Annotated in this window: 17 protein-coding genes and 1 tRNA gene; 11 read left to right on the top strand and 7 right to left on the bottom strand. The window is 66.0% G+C overall.

From position 1 onward, the window contains the following. The first annotated feature begins 69 nt into the window (after positions 1 to 69). From pepN to BLA15945_RS23070, 7 genes are all read left to right on the top strand, one after another. Entirely contained in the window at positions 70 to 2,763 is a 2,694-nt protein-coding gene (gene pepN, locus BLA15945_RS23100) for an aminopeptidase N (RefSeq protein WP_174993457.1), read from the top strand. 281 nt (positions 2,764 to 3,044) lie between these two features. Next, on the top strand, positions 3,045 to 4,058 hold the full coding sequence (locus BLA15945_RS23095) for a class 1 fructose-bisphosphatase (RefSeq protein ID WP_006485729.1): 1,014 nt from the start codon (positions 3,045 to 3,047) through the stop codon (positions 4,056 to 4,058). A gap of 206 nt (positions 4,059 to 4,264) precedes the next feature. Then, positions 4,265 to 4,340: transfer RNA gene (locus BLA15945_RS23090), tRNA-Thr, on the top strand. Between the two features lie 165 nt (positions 4,341 to 4,505). Next, entirely contained in the window at positions 4,506 to 5,315 is an 810-nt protein-coding gene (locus BLA15945_RS23085; RefSeq protein ID WP_174993456.1) for a helix-turn-helix transcriptional regulator, read from the top strand. Between the two features lie 162 nt (positions 5,316 to 5,477). Then, on the top strand, positions 5,478 to 7,223 hold the full coding sequence (locus BLA15945_RS23080) for an FAD-dependent oxidoreductase (protein ID WP_174993455.1): 1,746 nt from the start codon (positions 5,478 to 5,480) through the stop codon (positions 7,221 to 7,223). Continuing rightward, entirely contained in the window at positions 7,220 to 7,441 is a 222-nt protein-coding gene (locus tag BLA15945_RS23075; RefSeq protein WP_059235553.1) for a hypothetical protein, read from the top strand. Before BLA15945_RS23080 ends, BLA15945_RS23075 begins: the two co-directional genes overlap by 4 nt. Positions 7,442 to 7,694: 253 nt before the next feature. Next, complete coding sequence (locus BLA15945_RS23070; RefSeq protein ID WP_059235555.1) at positions 7,695 to 7,949, top strand: GlsB/YeaQ/YmgE family stress response membrane protein; 255 nt, start codon at positions 7,695 to 7,697, stop codon at positions 7,947 to 7,949. A gap of 79 nt (positions 7,950 to 8,028) precedes the next feature. Here BLA15945_RS23070 and BLA15945_RS23065 read toward each other — a convergent pair whose 3' ends face one another. The 4 genes from BLA15945_RS23065 to BLA15945_RS23050 all read right to left on the bottom strand — a co-directional run bounded on the left by BLA15945_RS23065 (position 8,029) and on the right by BLA15945_RS23050 (position 12,624). Next, positions 8,029 to 8,511 carry a TlpA disulfide reductase family protein gene (locus tag BLA15945_RS23065; RefSeq protein WP_059235557.1) on the bottom strand — a complete coding sequence of 161 codons (483 nt, stop codon included), beginning with the start codon at positions 8,509 to 8,511 and terminating at the stop codon, positions 8,029 to 8,031. Next, complete coding sequence (locus BLA15945_RS23060) at positions 8,508 to 9,776, bottom strand: sialidase family protein (protein WP_059235559.1); 1,269 nt, start codon at positions 9,774 to 9,776, stop codon at positions 8,508 to 8,510. Before BLA15945_RS23060 ends, BLA15945_RS23065 begins: the two co-directional genes overlap by 4 nt. Beyond that, positions 9,764 to 12,109 (bottom strand): TonB-dependent receptor, encoded by a 2,346-nt coding sequence (locus BLA15945_RS23055; RefSeq protein WP_174993454.1) that lies wholly within the window; start codon positions 12,107 to 12,109, stop codon positions 9,764 to 9,766. The genes BLA15945_RS23060 and BLA15945_RS23055 overlap by 13 nt, the downstream gene beginning before the upstream one ends. 125 nt (positions 12,110 to 12,234) lie before the next feature. Then, entirely contained in the window at positions 12,235 to 12,624 is a 390-nt protein-coding gene (locus tag BLA15945_RS23050) for a DUF2946 domain-containing protein (RefSeq protein WP_059235564.1), read from the bottom strand. A 198-nt stretch (positions 12,625 to 12,822) separates the two neighbouring features. On the opposite strand from BLA15945_RS23050, the gene BLA15945_RS23045 reads away from it, so the two are divergent. Continuing rightward, a complete protein-coding gene (locus BLA15945_RS23045; RefSeq protein WP_009690993.1) occupies positions 12,823 to 12,969 on the top strand; it encodes a hypothetical protein in 147 nt (48 codons plus the stop codon). Between the two features lie 223 nt (positions 12,970 to 13,192). Further along, positions 13,193 to 13,786, top strand: coding sequence for a chorismate mutase (locus BLA15945_RS23040; RefSeq protein WP_174993453.1), 594 nt, complete (start codon positions 13,193 to 13,195; stop codon positions 13,784 to 13,786). Between the two features lie 28 nt (positions 13,787 to 13,814). On the opposite strand, the gene BLA15945_RS23035 is transcribed toward BLA15945_RS23040, so the two are convergent. Together BLA15945_RS23035 and BLA15945_RS23030 are read right to left on the bottom strand one after the other, a co-directional pair. Beyond that, positions 13,815 to 14,942, bottom strand: a complete 1,128-nt coding sequence (locus BLA15945_RS23035; RefSeq protein ID WP_174993452.1) for an exonuclease domain-containing protein — start codon at positions 14,940 to 14,942, stop codon at positions 13,815 to 13,817. A 141-nt stretch (positions 14,943 to 15,083) separates the two neighbouring features. Further along, positions 15,084 to 15,287: a cold-shock protein gene (locus BLA15945_RS23030; protein ID WP_006476615.1), complete on the bottom strand. Its 204-nt coding sequence runs from the start codon at positions 15,285 to 15,287 to the stop codon at positions 15,084 to 15,086. Positions 15,288 to 15,680: 393 nt separating this feature from the next. Here BLA15945_RS23030 and BLA15945_RS23025 point away from each other — a divergent pair, with 393 nt between their 5' ends. Further along, a complete protein-coding gene (locus BLA15945_RS23025) occupies positions 15,681 to 15,944 on the top strand; it encodes a hypothetical protein (protein ID WP_174993451.1) in 264 nt (87 codons plus the stop codon). Positions 15,945 to 16,448: 504 nt separating this feature from the next. Continuing rightward, complete coding sequence (locus BLA15945_RS23020) at positions 16,449 to 17,600, top strand: porin (protein ID WP_059235572.1); 1,152 nt, start codon at positions 16,449 to 16,451, stop codon at positions 17,598 to 17,600. 99 nt (positions 17,601 to 17,699) lie between these two features. On the opposite strand, the gene greB is transcribed toward BLA15945_RS23020, so the two are convergent. Beyond that, complete coding sequence (gene greB / locus BLA15945_RS23015; RefSeq protein ID WP_059235573.1) at positions 17,700 to 18,263, bottom strand: transcription elongation factor GreB; 564 nt, start codon at positions 18,261 to 18,263, stop codon at positions 17,700 to 17,702. Positions 18,264 to 18,464 lie beyond the last annotated feature (201 nt).

Below are 18,464 nucleotides of genomic sequence, written 5' to 3'. Positions count from 1 at the left end.
TTGTACAATGGCCCGGTTCGCCTGGCCCGCGCAACGGGCCCGTCCCCCACTCCACCGATCTCGACGACCATGTCCGACAACGCCTCCTCCACCGTGATCCGCCGCGCCGACTACACGCCGCCGGCCTTCCTCATCGATTCCGTCGCGCTCGAATTCGATCTCGCGCCGGCCCGCACGATCGTCAGGAATACGATGCGCGTGCGCCGCAATCCGGATGCCGCGCCTACGCCGCACCTGGAACTGATGGGCGAAGCGCTCGAATGCCTCGGCGCCTGGCTGAACGGCGCGCCGCACGGTGCGGTACGCGCGCACGAACACGGGCTGACGGTCGAGAACGTGCCCGACGCGTTCGAGCTGACGCTCGAAAGCGCGTGCGCACCGGACCAGAATACGACGCTGTCGGGCCTCTACGTGTCGAGCGGCAACTTCTTCACGCAGTGCGAAGCCGAAGGCTTTCGCCGCATCACCTACTTCCTCGACCGCCCCGACGTGATGGCCTCGTACATCGTCACGCTGCGTGCCGACAAGGCCGCGTACCCGGTGCTGCTGTCGAACGGCAACCTCGTCGATTCGGGCGACCTCCCCGACGGCCGCCACTTCGCGAAGTGGGAAGACCCGTTCCGCAAGCCGAGCTACCTGTTCGCCCTGGTCGCCGGCAAGCTCGTCGCGATCGAAGAGAAGATCACGACCGGCTCGGGCAAGGAAAAGCTGCTGCAGGTATGGGTCGAGCCGGCCGATCTCGACAAGACGCGTCACGCGATGGATGCGCTGATCCACTCGATCCGCTGGGATGAAAAGCGCTTCGGCCTCGAGCTCGATCTCGACCGCTTCATGATCGTCGCGGTGGGCGACTTCAACATGGGCGCGATGGAGAACAAGGGGCTCAACATCTTCAATACGAAGTACGTGCTGGCGAACCCCGAGACCGCGACCGACACCGACTTCGCGAACATCGAATCGGTGGTCGGCCACGAGTACTTCCACAACTGGACCGGCAACCGCGTGACCTGCCGCGACTGGTTCCAGCTGAGCCTGAAGGAAGGCCTGACGGTGTTCCGCGACCAGGAATTCTCGGCCGACATGGCCGCGGGTGACGACGTCGAATCGGCGGCCCGCGCGGTCAAGCGCATCGAGGATGTGCGCGTGCTGCGCCAGCTGCAGTTCGCCGAGGACGCCGGCCCGATGGCGCACCCGGTGCGCCCGGAAAGCTACGTCGAGATCAACAACTTCTACACGATGACGGTCTACGAGAAAGGCTCGGAAGTCGTGCGGATGTACCAGACGCTGTTCGGCCGCGACGGCTTCCGCAAGGGGATGGACCTGTACTTCAAGCGTCACGACGGCCACGCGGTGACCTGCGACGACTTCCGTCACGCGATGGCCGACGCGAACGGGCGCGACCTCGCGCAGTTCGAGCGCTGGTACAGCCAGGCCGGCACGCCGCGCGTATCGGTGCGCACCGCGTACGACGCGGCCGCGCGCCGCTACACGGTCACGCTCGCGCAGGGTTACGGCGACGCGTCGCCGGCCGCGCGCGACACGCAGCAGGGGCCGCTGCTGATCCCGTTCGCGATCGGCCTGATCGGCCGCGACGGCCGCGACCTGCCGCTGCGTCTCGACGGCGAAGCCGCCGCATCGGGCACGACGCGCGTGCTCGACTTCACCGACACCGAGCAGACCTTCACGTTCGTCGACGTGCCGGAGGCGCCGCTGCCGTCGCTGCTGCGCAACTTCTCGTCGCCGGTGATCGTCGAGTACGACTACAGCGACGACGATCTCGCGTTCCTGCTCGCGCACGACAGCGATCCGTTCAACCGCTGGGAGGCCGGCCAGCGCCTCGCGACGCGCGCGCTGCTGACACTCGCCGCGCGTGCCGCCGCGAACGAGCCGCTCGTGCTCGGCGAGAACTTCGTCGCCGCGTTCCGCCGCGTGCTGACCGACGCGACGCTGTCGCCGGCGTTCCGCGAACTCGCGCTGACGCTGCCGTCGGAAACCTATCTCGCCGACCAGATGGCCGAAGCCAATCCGGCCGCCGTGCATCGTGCGCGCCAGTTCGTGCGCCGCCAGCTCGCGACCGCGCTGCGCGCCGACTGGCTCGCCGCGTACGAGCAGCACCAGACGCCCGGCGCCTACGAGCCGACGCCGGAGGCATCCGGCCGCCGCGCGCTGAAGAACCTCGCGCTCGCGTATCTCGCCGAACTCGAGGATCCGGCCGATGCCGTGCGCCTCGCAACCGCGCAGTACGACGCGGCGAACAACATGACCGATCGCGCGGCCGCGCTCGGCGCACTGCTGTCCGCCGCCGCCGCGGGCGCGGGCGGGCCGGCCGAGCAGGCGCTCGACGATTTCTATCGTCGTTTCGAGAAGGAAGCGCTCGTGATCGACAAGTGGTTCGCGATGCAGGCGGCGCAACGCGGCACGCCCGCGCAGCCGACGCTCGCGAAAGTGCGCAAGCTGCTCGCGCATCCGGCGTTCAACCTGAAGAATCCGAACCGCGCGCGCTCGCTGATCTTCAGCTTCTGCGCGGCCAACCCCGCGCAATTCCACGCGGCGGACGGCTCGGGTTACGCGTTCTGGGCCGAACAGGTGCTCGCGCTCGACGCGATCAACCCGCAGGTCGCGGCACGCCTCGCGCGCTCGCTCGAACTGTGGCGCCGTTTCACGCCGGCACTGCGCGAGCGGATGCGCGAAGCGCTCGAGCAGGTCGCGGCCGGCGCGAAGTCGCGCGACGTGCGCGAGATCGTCGAGAAGGCGCTCGCGTAACGCCGCCGCTCGCGTCGCATTCGCGCGATGAAGCCGGTGCCGCCTGATGCGGCGCCGGCTTTTTTATTGCGCGAGCGCGGCTGAAACCGGGCTCGGTCACGGGGTCTGACCGGACGGCCGGCCGGCGCTGCGACGCGCGACCCGCCCGCCGGTGCCGCCGGAAACCCGGCCGGTTCGGCCGCCCGGCGATGTAACCGGACGAAAAAAGCCGGCGGCACGGGAGGCGCGACAGGTAAAATTGCGGCCATTCAAGGATTCTCTTTGGCCTTTTGGAGTCTGTCATGTCCATTGCCCGCCGCACCACGCTGTCGAAGTTCCTGATCGAACAGCAACGTGAGACCAACAACCTCCCCGCCGACCTGCGCCTGCTGATCGAAGTCGTCGCACGCGCGTGCAAGGCGATCAGCTACAACGTGTCGAAAGGCGCGCTCGGCGAAGCGCTCGGCACTGCCGGCAGCGAGAATGTCCAGGGCGAAGTGCAGAAGAAGCTCGACATCCTGTCGAACGAAATCCTGCTCGACGCGAACGAATGGGGCGGCAACCTCGCCGCGATGGCATCGGAAGAAATGGAAACGTTCTTCCCGATCCCGGCGAACTATCCGCGCGGCGAATACCTGCTCGTGTTCGATCCGCTCGACGGCTCGTCGAACATCGACGTGAACGTGTCGATCGGCACGATCTTCTCGGTGCTGCGCTGCCCGGACGGCAAGCAGGCGACCGAAGAGTCGTTCCTGCAGCCCGGCACGCAGCAGGTCGCGGCCGGCTACGCCGTCTACGGCCCGCAAACGGTATTCGTGCTGACGACCGGCAACGGCGTGAACTGCTTCACGCTCGACCGCGAAGTCGGCTCGTGGGTGCTCACGCAGAGCAACATGCAGATCCCGGCCGACACGCGCGAATACGCGATCAACGCCTCGAACGCGCGCCACTGGTACGACCCGGTCAAGCGCTACGTCGACGAACTGAACGCCGGCAAGGACGGCCCGCGCGGCGACAACTTCAACATGCGCTGGATCGCATCGATGGTCGCCGACGTGCACCGGATCCTGAACCGCGGCGGCATCTTCATGTACCCGGCCGACAAGCGCACGCCCGATCGTCCGGGCAAGCTGCGCCTGATGTACGAAGCGAACCCGATGTCGTTCATCGTCGAACAGGCAGGCGGCGCCGCGACGACCGGCACGCAGCGCATCATGGAAGTGCAGCCGACGGGCCTGCACCAGCGCGTGCCCGTGTTCCTTGGCTCGAAGAACGAAGTCGAGCGCGTCACCGGCTATCACGACGAAGCAAAATAATTGCACTGCAGCACTAGACGGAGGTGCGATGCACAAGTACAATCGCGCCTCTTGATGTGGCCCTGACCGGTCGCATCACAGTGAAGTGAAAGCGGGAAGTCCGCCGGATCGAGGGTTTCGCGAAGCAGCAGCAGCAAGCTGAAAAAAAGTTCGCAAAACCTATTGCCAAGATCTCGGATTTCACCATATAATTTCATTTCTCTGCTGCCGGTGTAGCTCAGTTGGTAGAGCAGCGCATTCGTAATGCGAAGGTCGTAGGTTCGACTCCTATCTCCGGCACCAAGACATAAAGGTCTGACAAGCATCGCTTGTCAGACCTTTTCTCTTTTCCGGCGCCGAAATCGTGCGCGCCCTTCCCCGCCTCACCCCGCTTGCGGGCATCCCCCGACTCACGCGCCGCGTGCCGCCGATTACAATCGCCGGACCATTCCGCCCCTTCCCCGCATCATGCGCACCTGGCGTCTCGAGCGACCGACTCTCAACGCACAGCTGGACGTGTCCCGCGCGACGCGGCTCGTCGCCGCGATCGGCGGCAGCGAGCCGAACGCATTCGCGGCCGAAGTCCTGACGCTGTTCGACGATGCACTGTCGATCACGCAATGCACGATCTTCGCGTACGAGTTCGGCAATCGTCCGCGCACGATCTCGGTCGCCGATCGTCGCGGCGGCCGCTACCTGCGCGACGTCGCCGACACCTACGCGCGGCACTTCTACGCACTCGACGGCAACCAGCAGATCGTATCGACCGCCCATCGCGGCACGCACCGGCACGACTTGCTGCTGCACCGGCAGGCCGGCGACGAGATCGATCACGAAGCGTATCGCGCGGCATGCTATCGCGGCCCCGACGTATCCGACCGGCTGGCGCTGCTGATGCAGCCCGACGATGCGACGTGGCTGTCGATCAACCTGTACCGCGCGCATCGCAGCGGCGCGTTCCAGCCGCGCGAGATCGCGGCGATCGAAACACTCGCGCCGCTGATCGCCCAGGCCGCGAAACATCACTACGCGCTCGCCGGCGCGACGCAGATCGGCATTCCGCAACGGATGCTCGCGCGGTTGCGTCATGCGTGCCCCGACCTGTCCAAGCGCGAACTCGACGTGCTGCGCGGCGTGCTCGACGGCCAGACCGCACACGAGATCGGCGAGACCATCGGCGTGAAGGCATCGAGCGTCGTCACCTACCAGAAGCGCGCGTACCGGCGCCTCGGCATTTCGAGCCAGCGCGAGCTGTTTGCGCTGTGCCTGCAGCCCTGACGCGTTTCCGTTCGCGCCGGGCGTAGCGCGGCCACGCGCGCCGTGTTTCGCCGTACCCGAAATGGGGACACCGGCGGCACGACCGGCTTTCATACTGCATCGACCTGCTGCACGCGTCGATCGATGCGTGCGCATCGAACCCGACCACGGTGGAAGCCAACGATGAGCATCACGTTCAAACCTTATCCGTTCGTCGCCGAGCGCCATCCCGCGCATCTGCCGGATTGCGTCGACGGCATCGATACGCACCGGCATCGCGTTGCGATCGTCGGCGGCGGCCCCGTGGGTCTCGCCGTCGCGCTCGGCCTCGCGAATCACGGCATCCGCAGCGTGCTGATCGAAGCCGACGACTCGGTCTGCCACGGCAGCCGCGCGATCTGCATCTCGCGCCGCAGCCTCGAGATCATCGAACGGCTCGGCGCGCTCGACGATTTCCTGCGCGTCGGGTTGCCGTGGACCGGCGGACGCAGTTTCTACCGTCGCGATGAAGTCCTGCATTTCACGATGCCGCAGGACGGGAACCAGAAGCTGCCGCCGATGGTGAACCTCGCGCAGTATCACATCGAGCAGTTCCTGCTGGACGCCGCGCGCCGCCGCCCCGATCTCATCGAGATCCGCTGGCAGACGAAGGTCACCGGTGTGACGCGGCAACCGGACGGCGTGCGCCTGGACGTCGACACGCCGCTCGGCGGCTACGCGCTCGATGCCGACCGGGTCGTCGCGTGCGACGGCGGACGCAGCACGATGCGCGATGCACTCGGCCTGTCGCTCCAGGGCACGAGCTACGAGGGCCGCTACGTGATCGTCGACATCGCGCTCGACAGCGACCGGCCCACCGAGCGCCTCGCGTACTTCGATCCGTCGTCGAACCCGGGCTCGACGGTGCTCGTCCACAAGCAGCCCGACAACGTGTGGCGGATCGACTACCAGTTGCGCGACGACGAGGATGCCGAGGCGGCCGTGAAGCCCGAGAACGTGATCCCGCGCGTGCAGAACCTGCTCGACATGATGGGCGAGCGCGGCGCATGGTCGCCGATCTGGATCACGATCTACAAGGCGAACGCACTGACGCTCGAACGCTACCGGCACGACCGCGTGCTGTTCTGCGGCGACGCCGCGCACCTCGTGCCGATCTTCGGCGTGCGCGGCGCGAATTCGGGTATCGACGATGCCGACAACATCGCGTGGAAACTCGCGTACGTGATCCGCGGCATCGCGTCGGACGCCCTGCTCGACAGCTACTCGGACGAGCGCGTATTCGCGACGCACGAGAACCTGCGCTACGGCACGAAGAGCACCGAGTTCATGGCACCGCCGTCGTTTGCATTCGAACTGATGCGCAAGGCCGTGCTGACGCTCGCGGTCCGGCATCCGGCACTGCGTTCGCTGATCAATCCGCGCCAGACATCGGCCATCGCGTATGCGGCGTCACCGCTCAACGCAGCCGAACGCGACACGTTCGCGGCCGGCCCGGCACCCGGCACGGTACTCGCCGAATGTCCGCTGACGCTGTATGCGGCACCTGGCGACGACACACGCCGCGGCCACCTGACCGATCTCGTCGCACCACGCTTCACCGCGTTCTGCTTCACGAGCGATGGCGTACCCGATCCGTCGCTCGCCGCGCTCGAGCAACGCCTGCACGAGGCGCACGTGCCGTTCGCACTCGTTACGCTCGCACGGCATGCTGCACCACGGCACCCGGCGTGCAGCGGCCATGACGACGACGGCAGGCTGTTCGCCCTGTACGGTGCACGCAACGGCACCGTCTATCTCGTCCGTCCGGACGGGCACGTGCTCGGCCGCTGGCACGACGCGCATGCCGACGACCTGGCCACCGCACTCGATCGTGCGCTCCATCCGCGCACATCCACCGAAACCGAAACCGATCGTCAGGAGACCGCATGATGACCGACACCGAACGCGACACGCTCTACACCGACCTGTGCCACACGATGACCCGGATCGGCGAAGCCGATGCGTCGCTCTTTCTCGCCCGTTTCGCACTGCTGTCGATCGAAGCGATCGGCGATGCCGCAACTGTCGCGCGACTGATCGCCGATGCGGGCGACGGTCTGCCCGACGCGCACCTGCCGGCAACGACGCTCGGGCGGTCACACGCGTGACCGACGCACTTCGACGGCAGCCATTTCTTACAGATTCATTTCGTCGCGCATCGTCCCCGCACGAACCGCGCCGTAGCCAGACGAATTCCCTGGAAAATCCGCTTAAGGGTGCATAACATTACTTAACGATTCTGACCCGCCTATCGCGTTACATTGCGTGGGCGGCGCGGCGGGTCGCACGCCGCTTTCAACCAGCTTGCGGCGCGACAGCCGGCGTCCGGTCATTTCGACTCAACCCAAGGAGAGGACCACCATGACTCATGGCTTGATTATGTGGCTCATCATCGGCGCAATCGCCGGCTGGCTTGCCGGCCTGCTCGTCAAGGGCGGCGGCTTCGGGCTGATCGTCGACATCATCGTCGGGATCGTTGGCGCGGTGATCGGCGGCTGGCTCGCCGGGATACTCGGCATCAGCGTCGGCAGCGGCTTCATCGGCTCGGTGATCGTCGCGGTCGTCGGCGCGGTGATCCTGCTGTTCGTGATCCGGCTATTCAAGCGAGCGGCCTGACGCTTCTCTCCACGCGCCTTCGGGCGCGTTTTCGCATCAGGCCGGCGCGCGGCCCGTTCGCCGCGCGCCCCCCGCGCGTTCAACGCTTCGCGTGCTGCAACCAGCCATCGAGCACGTCGGCCGTCAGCAATCCGCTGCGCGCCTCGCGTGCGCCATCGCGCCCGATCCACACGGTGCGCGGCATTTCCCCCCGCCATCCGGCATCCAGTGCCGCGCGCAAACGCTCGGGCATCGGTTCCGCGTTCGCATACTGCGCAACCTGCGGCGGCAGGTTCATCTGCGCAAGCGCCTGCGCGATCGCCGCACCGTTGTCGTCATACGCATCCATCGCCACCATCGCGAGCTGCACGTCCGGATGACGGCGCTGCCACGCGACCAGATGGGCGGCGTTCTCGCGACAGTATCCGCAATCGAGCGACCAGATCTCGATCGCCAGCGGCCGCTCGTGCGCGGTTGCAACCAACCGCGCGACGTCGGCCGCGCGCAGCGGCTGCAGTTCGCCGCCGGCCCACGCGGACATGCTCGCGAGCACGATGCCGATCAACCCAATCAGCCGCTTCATTGCGCCCCCTCCGCCGCGATCAGCCGGTACCCGTCGTTACGCGTGCGCCACGACAAATAGAGGCGGCCCGCATCGTCGAGCAGTTGCGGGTTGTCGCTCGCGCCCGACGTCGACGCGATCACGCGCGGCGCCGACCAGTGCTCGCCCCGATCGTCCGACCGGCGCAGCTTGATCTGCATCGTGTCGCCGTCGAACGCCTTCCATGCAAGCCAAACGACGTCGCCGCGCGCGACGAGCGCCGCATGCGACGCCTGCTCGCCCGGTGCGGCAGGATTCGCGCCGAACGCCCAGGGCGTGCCGCGCGGCTGGCCATCGGCGCCGATGCGCGAATAGAACACGTCGGCCCGGCCGTCGACGACGCCGAACCATGCGAGGTGGCGCGTGCCGTCCGGCGTGATCGCCAGTGCCGGCCCGTGCTCCGGGCATGCCTCGACATGCCAGTTCGAGAACGTCGCGCGCACCGGCACGACCTGCTCCGACGCCACGACGGGCAGCACCGCGAGCGCGTGATCGCGAATCTGCCCCGGGAACACGTTGCGCCATACGGCCTCGATGCGCCCGGCCGGATCGATCGCCATCGCGATCCGGCAGCATTCGCACGTGTGGTCGGTCACCTTGCGCTCGGGTTCGAACGATGCGCCGCCGTCGCGCGACACCGCGTAGTAGACGGCCGCGCCTTCGTACGCCTGCCCCGCCGCTTTCGCCGCGACGAGATCACGCTTGTCGATCCATGCAATCGCGATGTTGCCGGCGGGATCGACGGCCATCATGTCGAAGCGGTGCGTGATCGCCTGCCGGTCACGGTGCACGGTAACAGGCACGCTCCACGTCGCGCCGCCGTCGAGCGAGCGCGAGAAACGCACCATGCCCGTGTACGGCGCATCGAGCGGCATCGACCACGACACGTACACCGCACGCCCGTCCGGACTCGTCGCGATCTTCGGACGATTCTCGGCACTCGTGTAGACCGGCTCCGGCATCGCGTTGACGGGAACAGGCGCCGACAGCGTGCGGCCTGCGTCGTCGGAATGCGCGACGACGACATGCGCGCCTTCGACCCACGCGACCCACAGCCGGTGACGCGCATCGAACGCGGCGCCCGTCGCGAGCGGCTGCTTCTGCTGGGCAGGCGCGGCCTGCATGTTCATGTGCGCGGCATGCGGATCGGCGGCTTTCGACGCATCGTGCGCGTCATGCGCGCCGGCCGGCGTCAGCACCGCGAGCCACAGCGCGCAGCCTGCCGCGAACGACTTCACAGCGACCATTTCAATTCTCCATAGAAGGTGCGGCCCGGATACGGATGGAACACGTAGTAGCGGCGGTCCGTCAGGTTGTCGATGCCGAGCGACGCGCTCCAGTGACGATCGAGGCGGTAGCGCGCCTTCAGGTCGACGACCGTGAACGAACTCGTGCCGCCGTAGACATCCGGATTCACGTCGCTGTTGTCGAGCGTGTTGAACTGGCGGCCCGAGTAGCGCACGCCGACGCTCGCGAGCCAGTGCTCGTCGAAGCGATACGACGCGAGCAGGTTCGCGCGCATGCGCGGAATGCGCGGGAAGCGCGAGCCGACGTAGGCCGGATTCGCGGCATCGGCGAGGATCTGCGCATTGCTTGCCGACACGTTCGCGTCGATCGCGAGCCCCCTCAGCCCGACGTTCTCGCCGCTGAACGCGAGTTCGACGCCGCGTACGCGCACGCGGTCGACGTTCGAGATGTTGGTGACGGTCGTCGCGCCCGACACCGTCGTCTGGCTGTAGATCGAGTCGCGCAGGTCGCTCTGGAACACGCTCGCGCGCACGACACCGACGCCCACGTCGCGCTCGGCCGTGAAGTCCCAGTCGATCGCCTTTTCCGGCCGCAGGTTCGGGTTGTTGTTGACGATCGCGTTGTTCGAGATCGTGCCCTGGAACAGCTCGCCGACCGTCGGGAACCGCGTGCCGGTCGCGAACGACAGCCGGAAGCGCCACACGTCCGTCGCATCCCATTGCAGCGCGACCTTCGGCGACAGCGCGTTTGCGCCGCGGTCCGCGTAACCCAGCGTGCCGCCCGCATTGCCGAGCGCGCCGCCATACGCATCCCAGCGCTCGTAGCGCAGCCCGAGCGTCGCGAGCCAGCCCGGCGCGAAACGCCACGCGTCCTGCCCGAACAGCGCCTGCGTGCGCGTATCGCCGCGATAGACACTCGCGAGCGACGTGGTCGGCCCGGCCAGCCAGTCGGCCGTGTTGTACGTGACGTTGCGCAGGAAGTAGTTGTCGTAGTGATAGCCGAACGTGAACGTGTGGCCCTTCACCTCCGGCGCCTCGGCCTTCAGGTCGAGCGTGCGCCAGCCCGTGCCGTCGCCCTGGAACAGCGTGCCCGCACCGCCCTGCACGGTCGACGCCGCCCGCAGCACGTCGCGCGACACATCGTATGCAGACACGACGCCCGACAGCCGCCAGCCCGAATCGAGCCGGCCGTTCAGGCCGAGCGCGTACAGCCAGTTCTCCTGGTCGCCGCGCTGCGGCGCGAACGCGTTCGGCGCGACGGTCATGTTCTGGCCGCCGATCGATACGTTGCCGCCGTAGACCGGATTGCCGGCCGCGTCGCGCAGGAAGGTTTCGCCGTGCTGGCGGTAGTGGTTTTCCCAATGCCCGAGCGTGAGCGTCGCCTCGACGCGGTCGGTGAACGCGTAACCCATGCGGACCGTCTCGTTGAGCTGTTCGGTCCGCTCGATCGTCTGCGCGCCGACGATCGTCCGCGGCCTGCCATTGGGCCCGATGTCGGTCGCGGCGCCCGTCACGGGCACGGCGGCGCCCAGCTTCGGGTTGTAGGCGGAATTGGGGCTCGCATACTGCATCGGCTGGCCGTCGTTCTCCAGCCGGTCGAGCGACAGGGCGAACCAGAACCGGCCGACGCGGTTGGCGATCCGCGCGGTCTGATGATTGCCGCCGAAGCTGTCCGCGAACCCGTAGCCGTCGTGGTAGCGCTGCGTGAAGAATTGCGTCGACAGCGACGCCTCCAGCTTCTCCGGGCGGCGCGTGGTGAGCAGCACGGTCGAGCCGATCGCGTTGCCCGGATACAGCGCGGAAAAGGGGCCATAGAGCACGTCGACACGCGCGATGTCGTCGGGCGGAATCAGCGACCAGCGCGGCGGATACGCGTAGCTCGAACCGAGCAGGTTCGACAGCAGCACGCCGTCGGCATAGACGAGCCCGCGCGCACTCTGCAGCTCGTTGAAGTCGCGGCCCGCGAATACGCTGTTGCGGTCGCCGATATAGCGCTTGCGGACCATCAGGTTCGGCGCGTACTTCAGCGCGTCCTCGGTGGTGACGTTGGTGTGCGACTCGATCTGCTCGCGCGTGATCGACGTGACGACGGCCGGCGTATCCGGATCGACGGGTTGCCGCTGCGCGGTCACGCTGACGGCGGTCAGCGTATCGCCGGCCGGTGCAGCCGGCGCGACGACGCCGGCGGAAGCGGGACGATCGGCGCCCGCGCGGGCCGCCTCGGCGCGAGCCTCGTCCGTCGAGGCGGCGTGCGCGGCCGGCCACGCGAAAGCGGCCGCGCATGCGAGCGCGAGCCGGCCGCGCGACGGCCGCGCGGCAAAGGTAGACGACATGAGTGAGTTCCTGAAAACGTGATCGGACGCCGCCGGACACGGGCGCGCACCGCGCACGCACGGCGCGGCACGCGGACCCGGCCGCGGGCGGCTCGCACGCCACCGGGGCGCGCGGACGACATCAATCAGATCGGGGCGTTTTCAGGCGGGGCGCGCGGCTGCGCGAGACGGATGCCCTTGCGGGGAAAATCGGGAACGGCCGGTGCGGCCACGCGATAGGCGAACGTCCGCACGAAGCCCGGCATCTCGGGCAGGCTCGTGCCGAGCGCGAGGTTCGCCGCAAAGCCGGGGCAGTACACGCAGTGCGGCACGCCGGCATGGTCGAACGACGACGTGCCCGCGTCGCCGCCCGCTTGCGCGAGCACGACCTGGCGCGCACCTGCCGCACTGCACAATTCGAGCGTGAGCGCGCCGGAGCCGCTCGACGCAAGACGCGCGTAGCCGACGACGGGCGACAGTACGTTCAGTACCAGCGCCAGCCATACGAGGCCGATCCATCGCGTCGTTCGTCTCATCGCGGTCCAGGAAAAAGTGCGCGCAAGTATAGCAAGCGACCCGTTCGCTGCCGACTGCGCAGGATGCAATAGCGGCCATCACACCTCGCATCGCAGCGCATGTGCCGTTAATACAACAGAGACAAAATCTAACGATTCGCCACTGGCATAAATCCAAGCGCGAGGTTGATAATCATTGAACCTGCTGGAGAAACGATCATGGACGAAAGACCAACTCGCATGCCACCGCCCGAGCAAGTGATGAGCCCGGATCCGGAACCCGTCGGCGTGGAATTCCTCGCCGAATTGCCCGAACACGTTCGGGCATTCTTCGACGAGCAGCACAAGCTGTACTCGCCGAAGTGAACGACAGTTCGGATCTGTAACCGCCACGTGTCGATCATCGCTATCGTGCGGTTCATCCCTGCGCATCGCGCGCAATTCGCCTCGCACCCGGGCTGCAACAGCCTGACGGTGCCGGATCAGCTCGCCTGCTGATTCTCCTGTCGCGACGCTACGCCGCGCGACTGTCTTCGTCTATCCTTCTGGTTTTCCACGTCCGGCCCGCCCGGCTCTCCCGATCGTTCCGATGAAGCAAGCCATTCGTGCCAGCCTCGCTGTCGCCGCGCTCGGCGTCGCCCTCCTTGCGTCTCCGCATATCGCCCGCGCGGACGGCGACGACACCGCCCTCACCAACATCGTTGCGCTCGCGTCGCAGCGCCTCGCGCTCGCCGAACCGGTCGCACGATGGAAATGGGCAAATCACAAGGCGATCGAGGATCAGCCGCGCGAAGCAGCGCTGCTCACCGCAGTCGAAAAGCGCGCAGGACAGGCCGGCGTCGATCCCGCGTTCGCGCGCACGTTCTTCGAGGATCAGATCACGGCAAGCAAGGACGTGCAGAACGCCCTGTTCGCGACCTGGCGCGCGACGCAGCCGCCGGAAGGCACGCCGCCCGATCTCGCGACCAGCACGCGGCCGGCACTCGACCGTCTGACACAGAAAATGCTCACGGGTCTCGCACGGGTCGCGCCGCTTCGCGATGCGCCCGATTGCCAGGCGCGGCTCGCGCGCAGCATCGCGAACTGGAAGACGCTCACGCGCTACGATTCCACACAGTCGCAGGCACTCGATACCGCGCTGTCACACGTCTGCTCCGGCGGCGGCGCCAGCGCGATCGGCTGACGCGACGCGGCGTGGATGATGCCGGCGCTCAATCCGCCGGCGTGAGCGCCGTGAGCGGAATCACTTGCAGACCACGCGCGAGATGCGTCTGCAGCAGACGGTGGGTAAAGGGTTCGAACGCGCCGGCTGCTCCGTCGGCCACGAGCCGCGCGGCCGCATCGAGCGATTCCGCCGCGCCGAGATAACGCCAGCCGTCGATCACATGAAACAGACGGCGCTCGCCGTGCGCCTCGAACGCGACAGCGCCTTCGAACGGCCAGGGCGCGCCGCCCGCGCGGGCGGCATCGGCCGCCGGGCGCCGGTTGTACGACGGGCGCAGTTGGGCAATCCATTGCGCTTCGGCGAGCATCGCCCCCAGCTCGTTGCCGGTCTCGCGCCATTCGACGCGCCGCACCTGCTGCGCCAGCCGCATTTCCTTCGACGAGCGGCGCTCGCCGGTCAGCAGCGCGCGCAGCCGCTGCCGCACGCGCACGCTGCGGCCGACATACAGCGCAGCATCTCCTTCTCCGAACAGCGCGTACGCGCCGCATCCCGCCGGCGCGGTATCGAGCCACGCTTCGGTCAGCTCCCCGCCCAGGCGGAAGTGACGCGTCGTCAATGCAATCTGGTCGCGCAGCCGCTCGAGCGGCACGATGTCGTGCAGCTGACGCCAGAACTGCCAGAGCAGGTCGGCGTCCGCCAGTGCCCGGTGGCGCGCGGCCGGAACGAGCCCATGCCGTTCGATCAACGCATCGAGCCCGTGCCGCGATTCGCGCGGAAACAACGCGCGCGACAGCCGCACCGTACACAGCACATCGGGATTGAACGCGAAGCCCGCGCGCTCGAATTCGGTGCGCAGGAAACCGCGGTCGAAACTCGCGTTGTGTGCGACGAACAGCTTGCCGTCGAGCCGCTCGAACAGCGCCGGCGCGAGTGACGCGAACGTCGGTGCGTCGCGCACCATCGCATCCGATATGCCCGTCAGTTGCTGGATGAACGGCGGAATCGCCTGCCCCGGATTGACGAGGCTGGTCCACGTCGACACGCCGAGCGGCCCGATTTCGACGACGCCGATTTCGGTGATGCGATGTTCGGCGGACGAGCCGCCGGTGGTTTCAAGGTCGACGAAAACGAGCGGCTGTTCGCTCGCGGGATCGGACGGACGGGAATCGGACATGAAAAGACAGGGAAACGATGCTTCCGTGAGTATGCACCGGCATGCATGCCCGCGGCCAGCCCGGGCCCGAATGTACTGTCCCCGGAAAACGAAAAGCCCCCGCCATGCGGGGGCCAGACGTGATCGGCAATGCGTGGCGCGTCAGACGGCCTGGATATTCGCTGCCTGCTTGCCTTTCGGACCGACTTTGACGTCGAACGAAACACGCTGGTTTTCCTTCAGCGTCTTGAAGCCGTCCATGCGGATTTCGGAAAAGTGCGCAAACAAATCTTCACCACCATTGTCCGACGTAATAAAACCAAAACCTTTAGCATCGTTAAACCATTTCACGATACCGGTATCCATGTCTTCGTTCCCCACTCGATTAGATCAAAAAAGCTATTTTTATAGCCGTTTCCCGAAATCCCGAAACATTGCGCCAGCACCCGCACCAGCACGCCGCCCGAGGACGGAGTGGTGACTTTATAAATTGGACAATCCGGGTGCGTCAAGAAAATTTTTAACGATAGTTTTATCAAAAGGACGCTAATACCACTGGAATCGGTACACCATCGCCTTTGATTAATTGATTCACCTGAAAAACCTGTCAATGTTACCGGGATCAGATTGTCAATAATCGCAGGTATGAAATTCCTACCGGGGACAAATCAACCCGGTAAATTCATCGGGTTTTTTCCGGGTTGCGGAAACCCGGGGACATTGCGATGCTGACTCAACGCCGAAAGGAAGGAGAAGGTCATGTGGCTGGACGGAATCAAGCGCTTCGCGAGCCGCTTCGGACGCGTACGCCGCAAGTCCCGCGCCCTGACCGAGTCCGCTCGCGAGGCGCCGTGTGACAGCGAATTCGATACGACGTGGCACGGCGATCATTGGCAGAACCTGCTCGCATCGCCCCTGGATGCCCGTCACTACGTGATGGAAGACTGGACCTACACGCCGCCGCCGGTCGAAGCAGAGGAAGCCGCGCCTGCGGCCAAGCGCAAGCGGCGCTCGTACACGTAATAGCGCACGGAAAGCGGGGCAAAAAAAAAGCGCGACTGGGAAGTCGCGCCGACAAAGGTTTGGAGATCTTTTCCGTCAACGAAAAAGTCTGCTTCGGAAAGCAGAGATCGCAGTATAGCGAGAGAACAACCTTTCATTATCCATGCTCCACACAAACCTCTATTGCCGATGTGTCAATAATCGCGCTAGGGGCACCCCTGCCTGCGGCTGACCACCTGTCGCAATCGCGCAACGCCCGTTACGTAGTCCTGATCGCTCCATTCTTCCGCTGCACTGCCGCAAAGCCTTGACAGGCAATCGTTTGCGCGATTTTTTCGATCTTTGCGGATTCCAAAATACATTATTGCTTAAAGCGCGAACCGTCCCCACTCCGCGCACTCCGTACACTGCAGATGGCTTTCCGATAAGCGCACCGCCGTTCTGCCGGACCGGCTACAGCGTCAAGCAAAACACGGCCAGTCCACCGCAGGTTCGATCGATATCATCCTGTTTGGAGACAGATCCATGAAAAAAACCCTGATCTTCACCGCGTTGTCGGGTGTAATCGTTACCGCAGCACATGCTCAAAGCAGCGTCACGCTGTACGGCCTGATCGACGCCGGCATCACCTACACCAACAACCAGGGCGGCCACAGCTCGTGGTCGGAACGCAGTGGCCAGATCAACGGCAGCCGCTGGGGCCTGCGCGGCACGGAAGATCTCGGCGGCGGCCTGAAAGCGATCTTCGTGTTGGAAAACGGCTTCAACATCGCCAATGGCACGCTCGGCCAGAATGGCCGCGAATTCGGCCGCCAGGCGTTCGTCGGCCTGTCGCACGACCAGCTCGGCGCCGTGACCCTCGGTCGCCAGTACGATAGCGTCGTCGACTACATCGGGCCGCTGTCGCTGACCGGTACCCAATTTGGCGGCACCCAGTTTGCCCACCCGTTCGATAACGACAACCTGAACAATTCGTTCCGGATCAATAACGCCGTCAAGTATACGAGCGTCAATTACGGCGGCCTGAAGTTCGGCGCGTTGTACGGCTTCTCGAACAGCAACCAGTTCTCGAACAATCGCGCATACAGCGCGGGCGTGTCGTACACCTACGCCGGCTTCAATATCGGCGCCGGCTACCTGCAGTTGAACAATGACATTTCGGGCCTCACGTCGGCTGCGGTCACCAACAGCGGCGGCGCGGTGGCAGGCGACAACACGTTCGTCGGCAAGCGTCAGCGCGTGTTCGGCGGCGGCCTGAACTACACGTTCGGCCCGGCAACGGCCGGCTTCGTGTTCACGCAATCGCGCGTGAACCGGGCGCTCGGCATCTCTGCGGGTGCCTCGGGCGTGTCGAGCGGCCTGGGTCTCGACGGCACGTTTGCCCGCTTCAACAACTACGAAGTGAACGCACGCTACGCGCTCACGCCGGCCTTGTCGCTGGCCGGGTCGTACACGTACACCGCGGGCTTCCTGGACGGCCGTCATCCGGGCTGGAATCAGTTCAACCTGCAGACCGACTACGCGCTGTCCAAGCGGACCGACGTGTACGTGCAAGGCGTGTATCAGCGCGTCAGCACGGACGGCCTGGGCATCGGCGCCTATGTCAATGGCCTCGGTGGCGCGTCGTCGACCAACAAGCAGATCGCGGTCACGGCCGGCCTGCGCCATCGCTTCTGAGCAACCGGCAACGCCACCGTACGCCGGAAGAAAAAAAGCGCCCCACCGGGGCGCTTTTTCTTTACCGCACCACCGGGCCGGCTGTCGCTCAGGCGTCGCTCAGGCGTCGCTCCGCGCCGGATACCGGACGTCGAGTATGTCGATCGGCTGCGGGCCGGCCGGCGTCATCAGCGTGACGGTATCGCCGATCCTTGCTTTGATCAGCGCGCGGGCGACCGGCGAAATCCAGCTGACGCAGCCGCGGTCGAGATCGACCTCGTCGATGCCGACGATCGTCACCGTGTGATCCTCGCCGTCCGGCGTCTCGTAATCGACCGTTGCGCCGAAGAACACCTGGTCGACATTCTCCTGCCGGCTCGCGTCGACGACTTCGGCGAGATCGAGCCGCTTCGTCAGGAAGCGGATGCGGCGATCGATCTCGCGCAGCCGCCGCTTGCCGTAGATGTAGTCGCCGTTCTCCGACCGGTCGCCATTCGACGCGGCCCACGACACGAGCCGCACGACCTCGGGACGCTCGACGTCGATCAGGTTCAGCAGCTCGTCGCGCAGCCGCTTGTGACCGGCCGGCGTGATGTAGTTCTTCGAGCCCGCAGGAATCGCGGGTTGAGCCTGGTCGAGATCGTCGTCGTCGCCGTCCGACTCTTTGACAAACGCCTTGTTCATGATGCGGATTCAACATGGATGACTGATGCTCCAAGGGTACACGAAGGGCGCCCCGGCAAGGTCATGGCACCTAATTCGCGAATAAGGCTTCCCTTTTTATACAACCCTGCTATACTTCCGCTTCTGCGTGCGGCTGTAGCTCAGTTGGATAGAGTACTTGGCTACGAACCAAGGGGTCGTGGGTTCGAATCCTGCCAGCCG

The organism is Burkholderia arboris (genome assembly GCF_902499125.1).
GTDB classification, from domain to species: Bacteria; Pseudomonadota; Gammaproteobacteria; order Burkholderiales; family Burkholderiaceae; genus Burkholderia; species Burkholderia arboris.
This window is presented reverse-complemented; position numbering and strand designations above follow the sequence as displayed.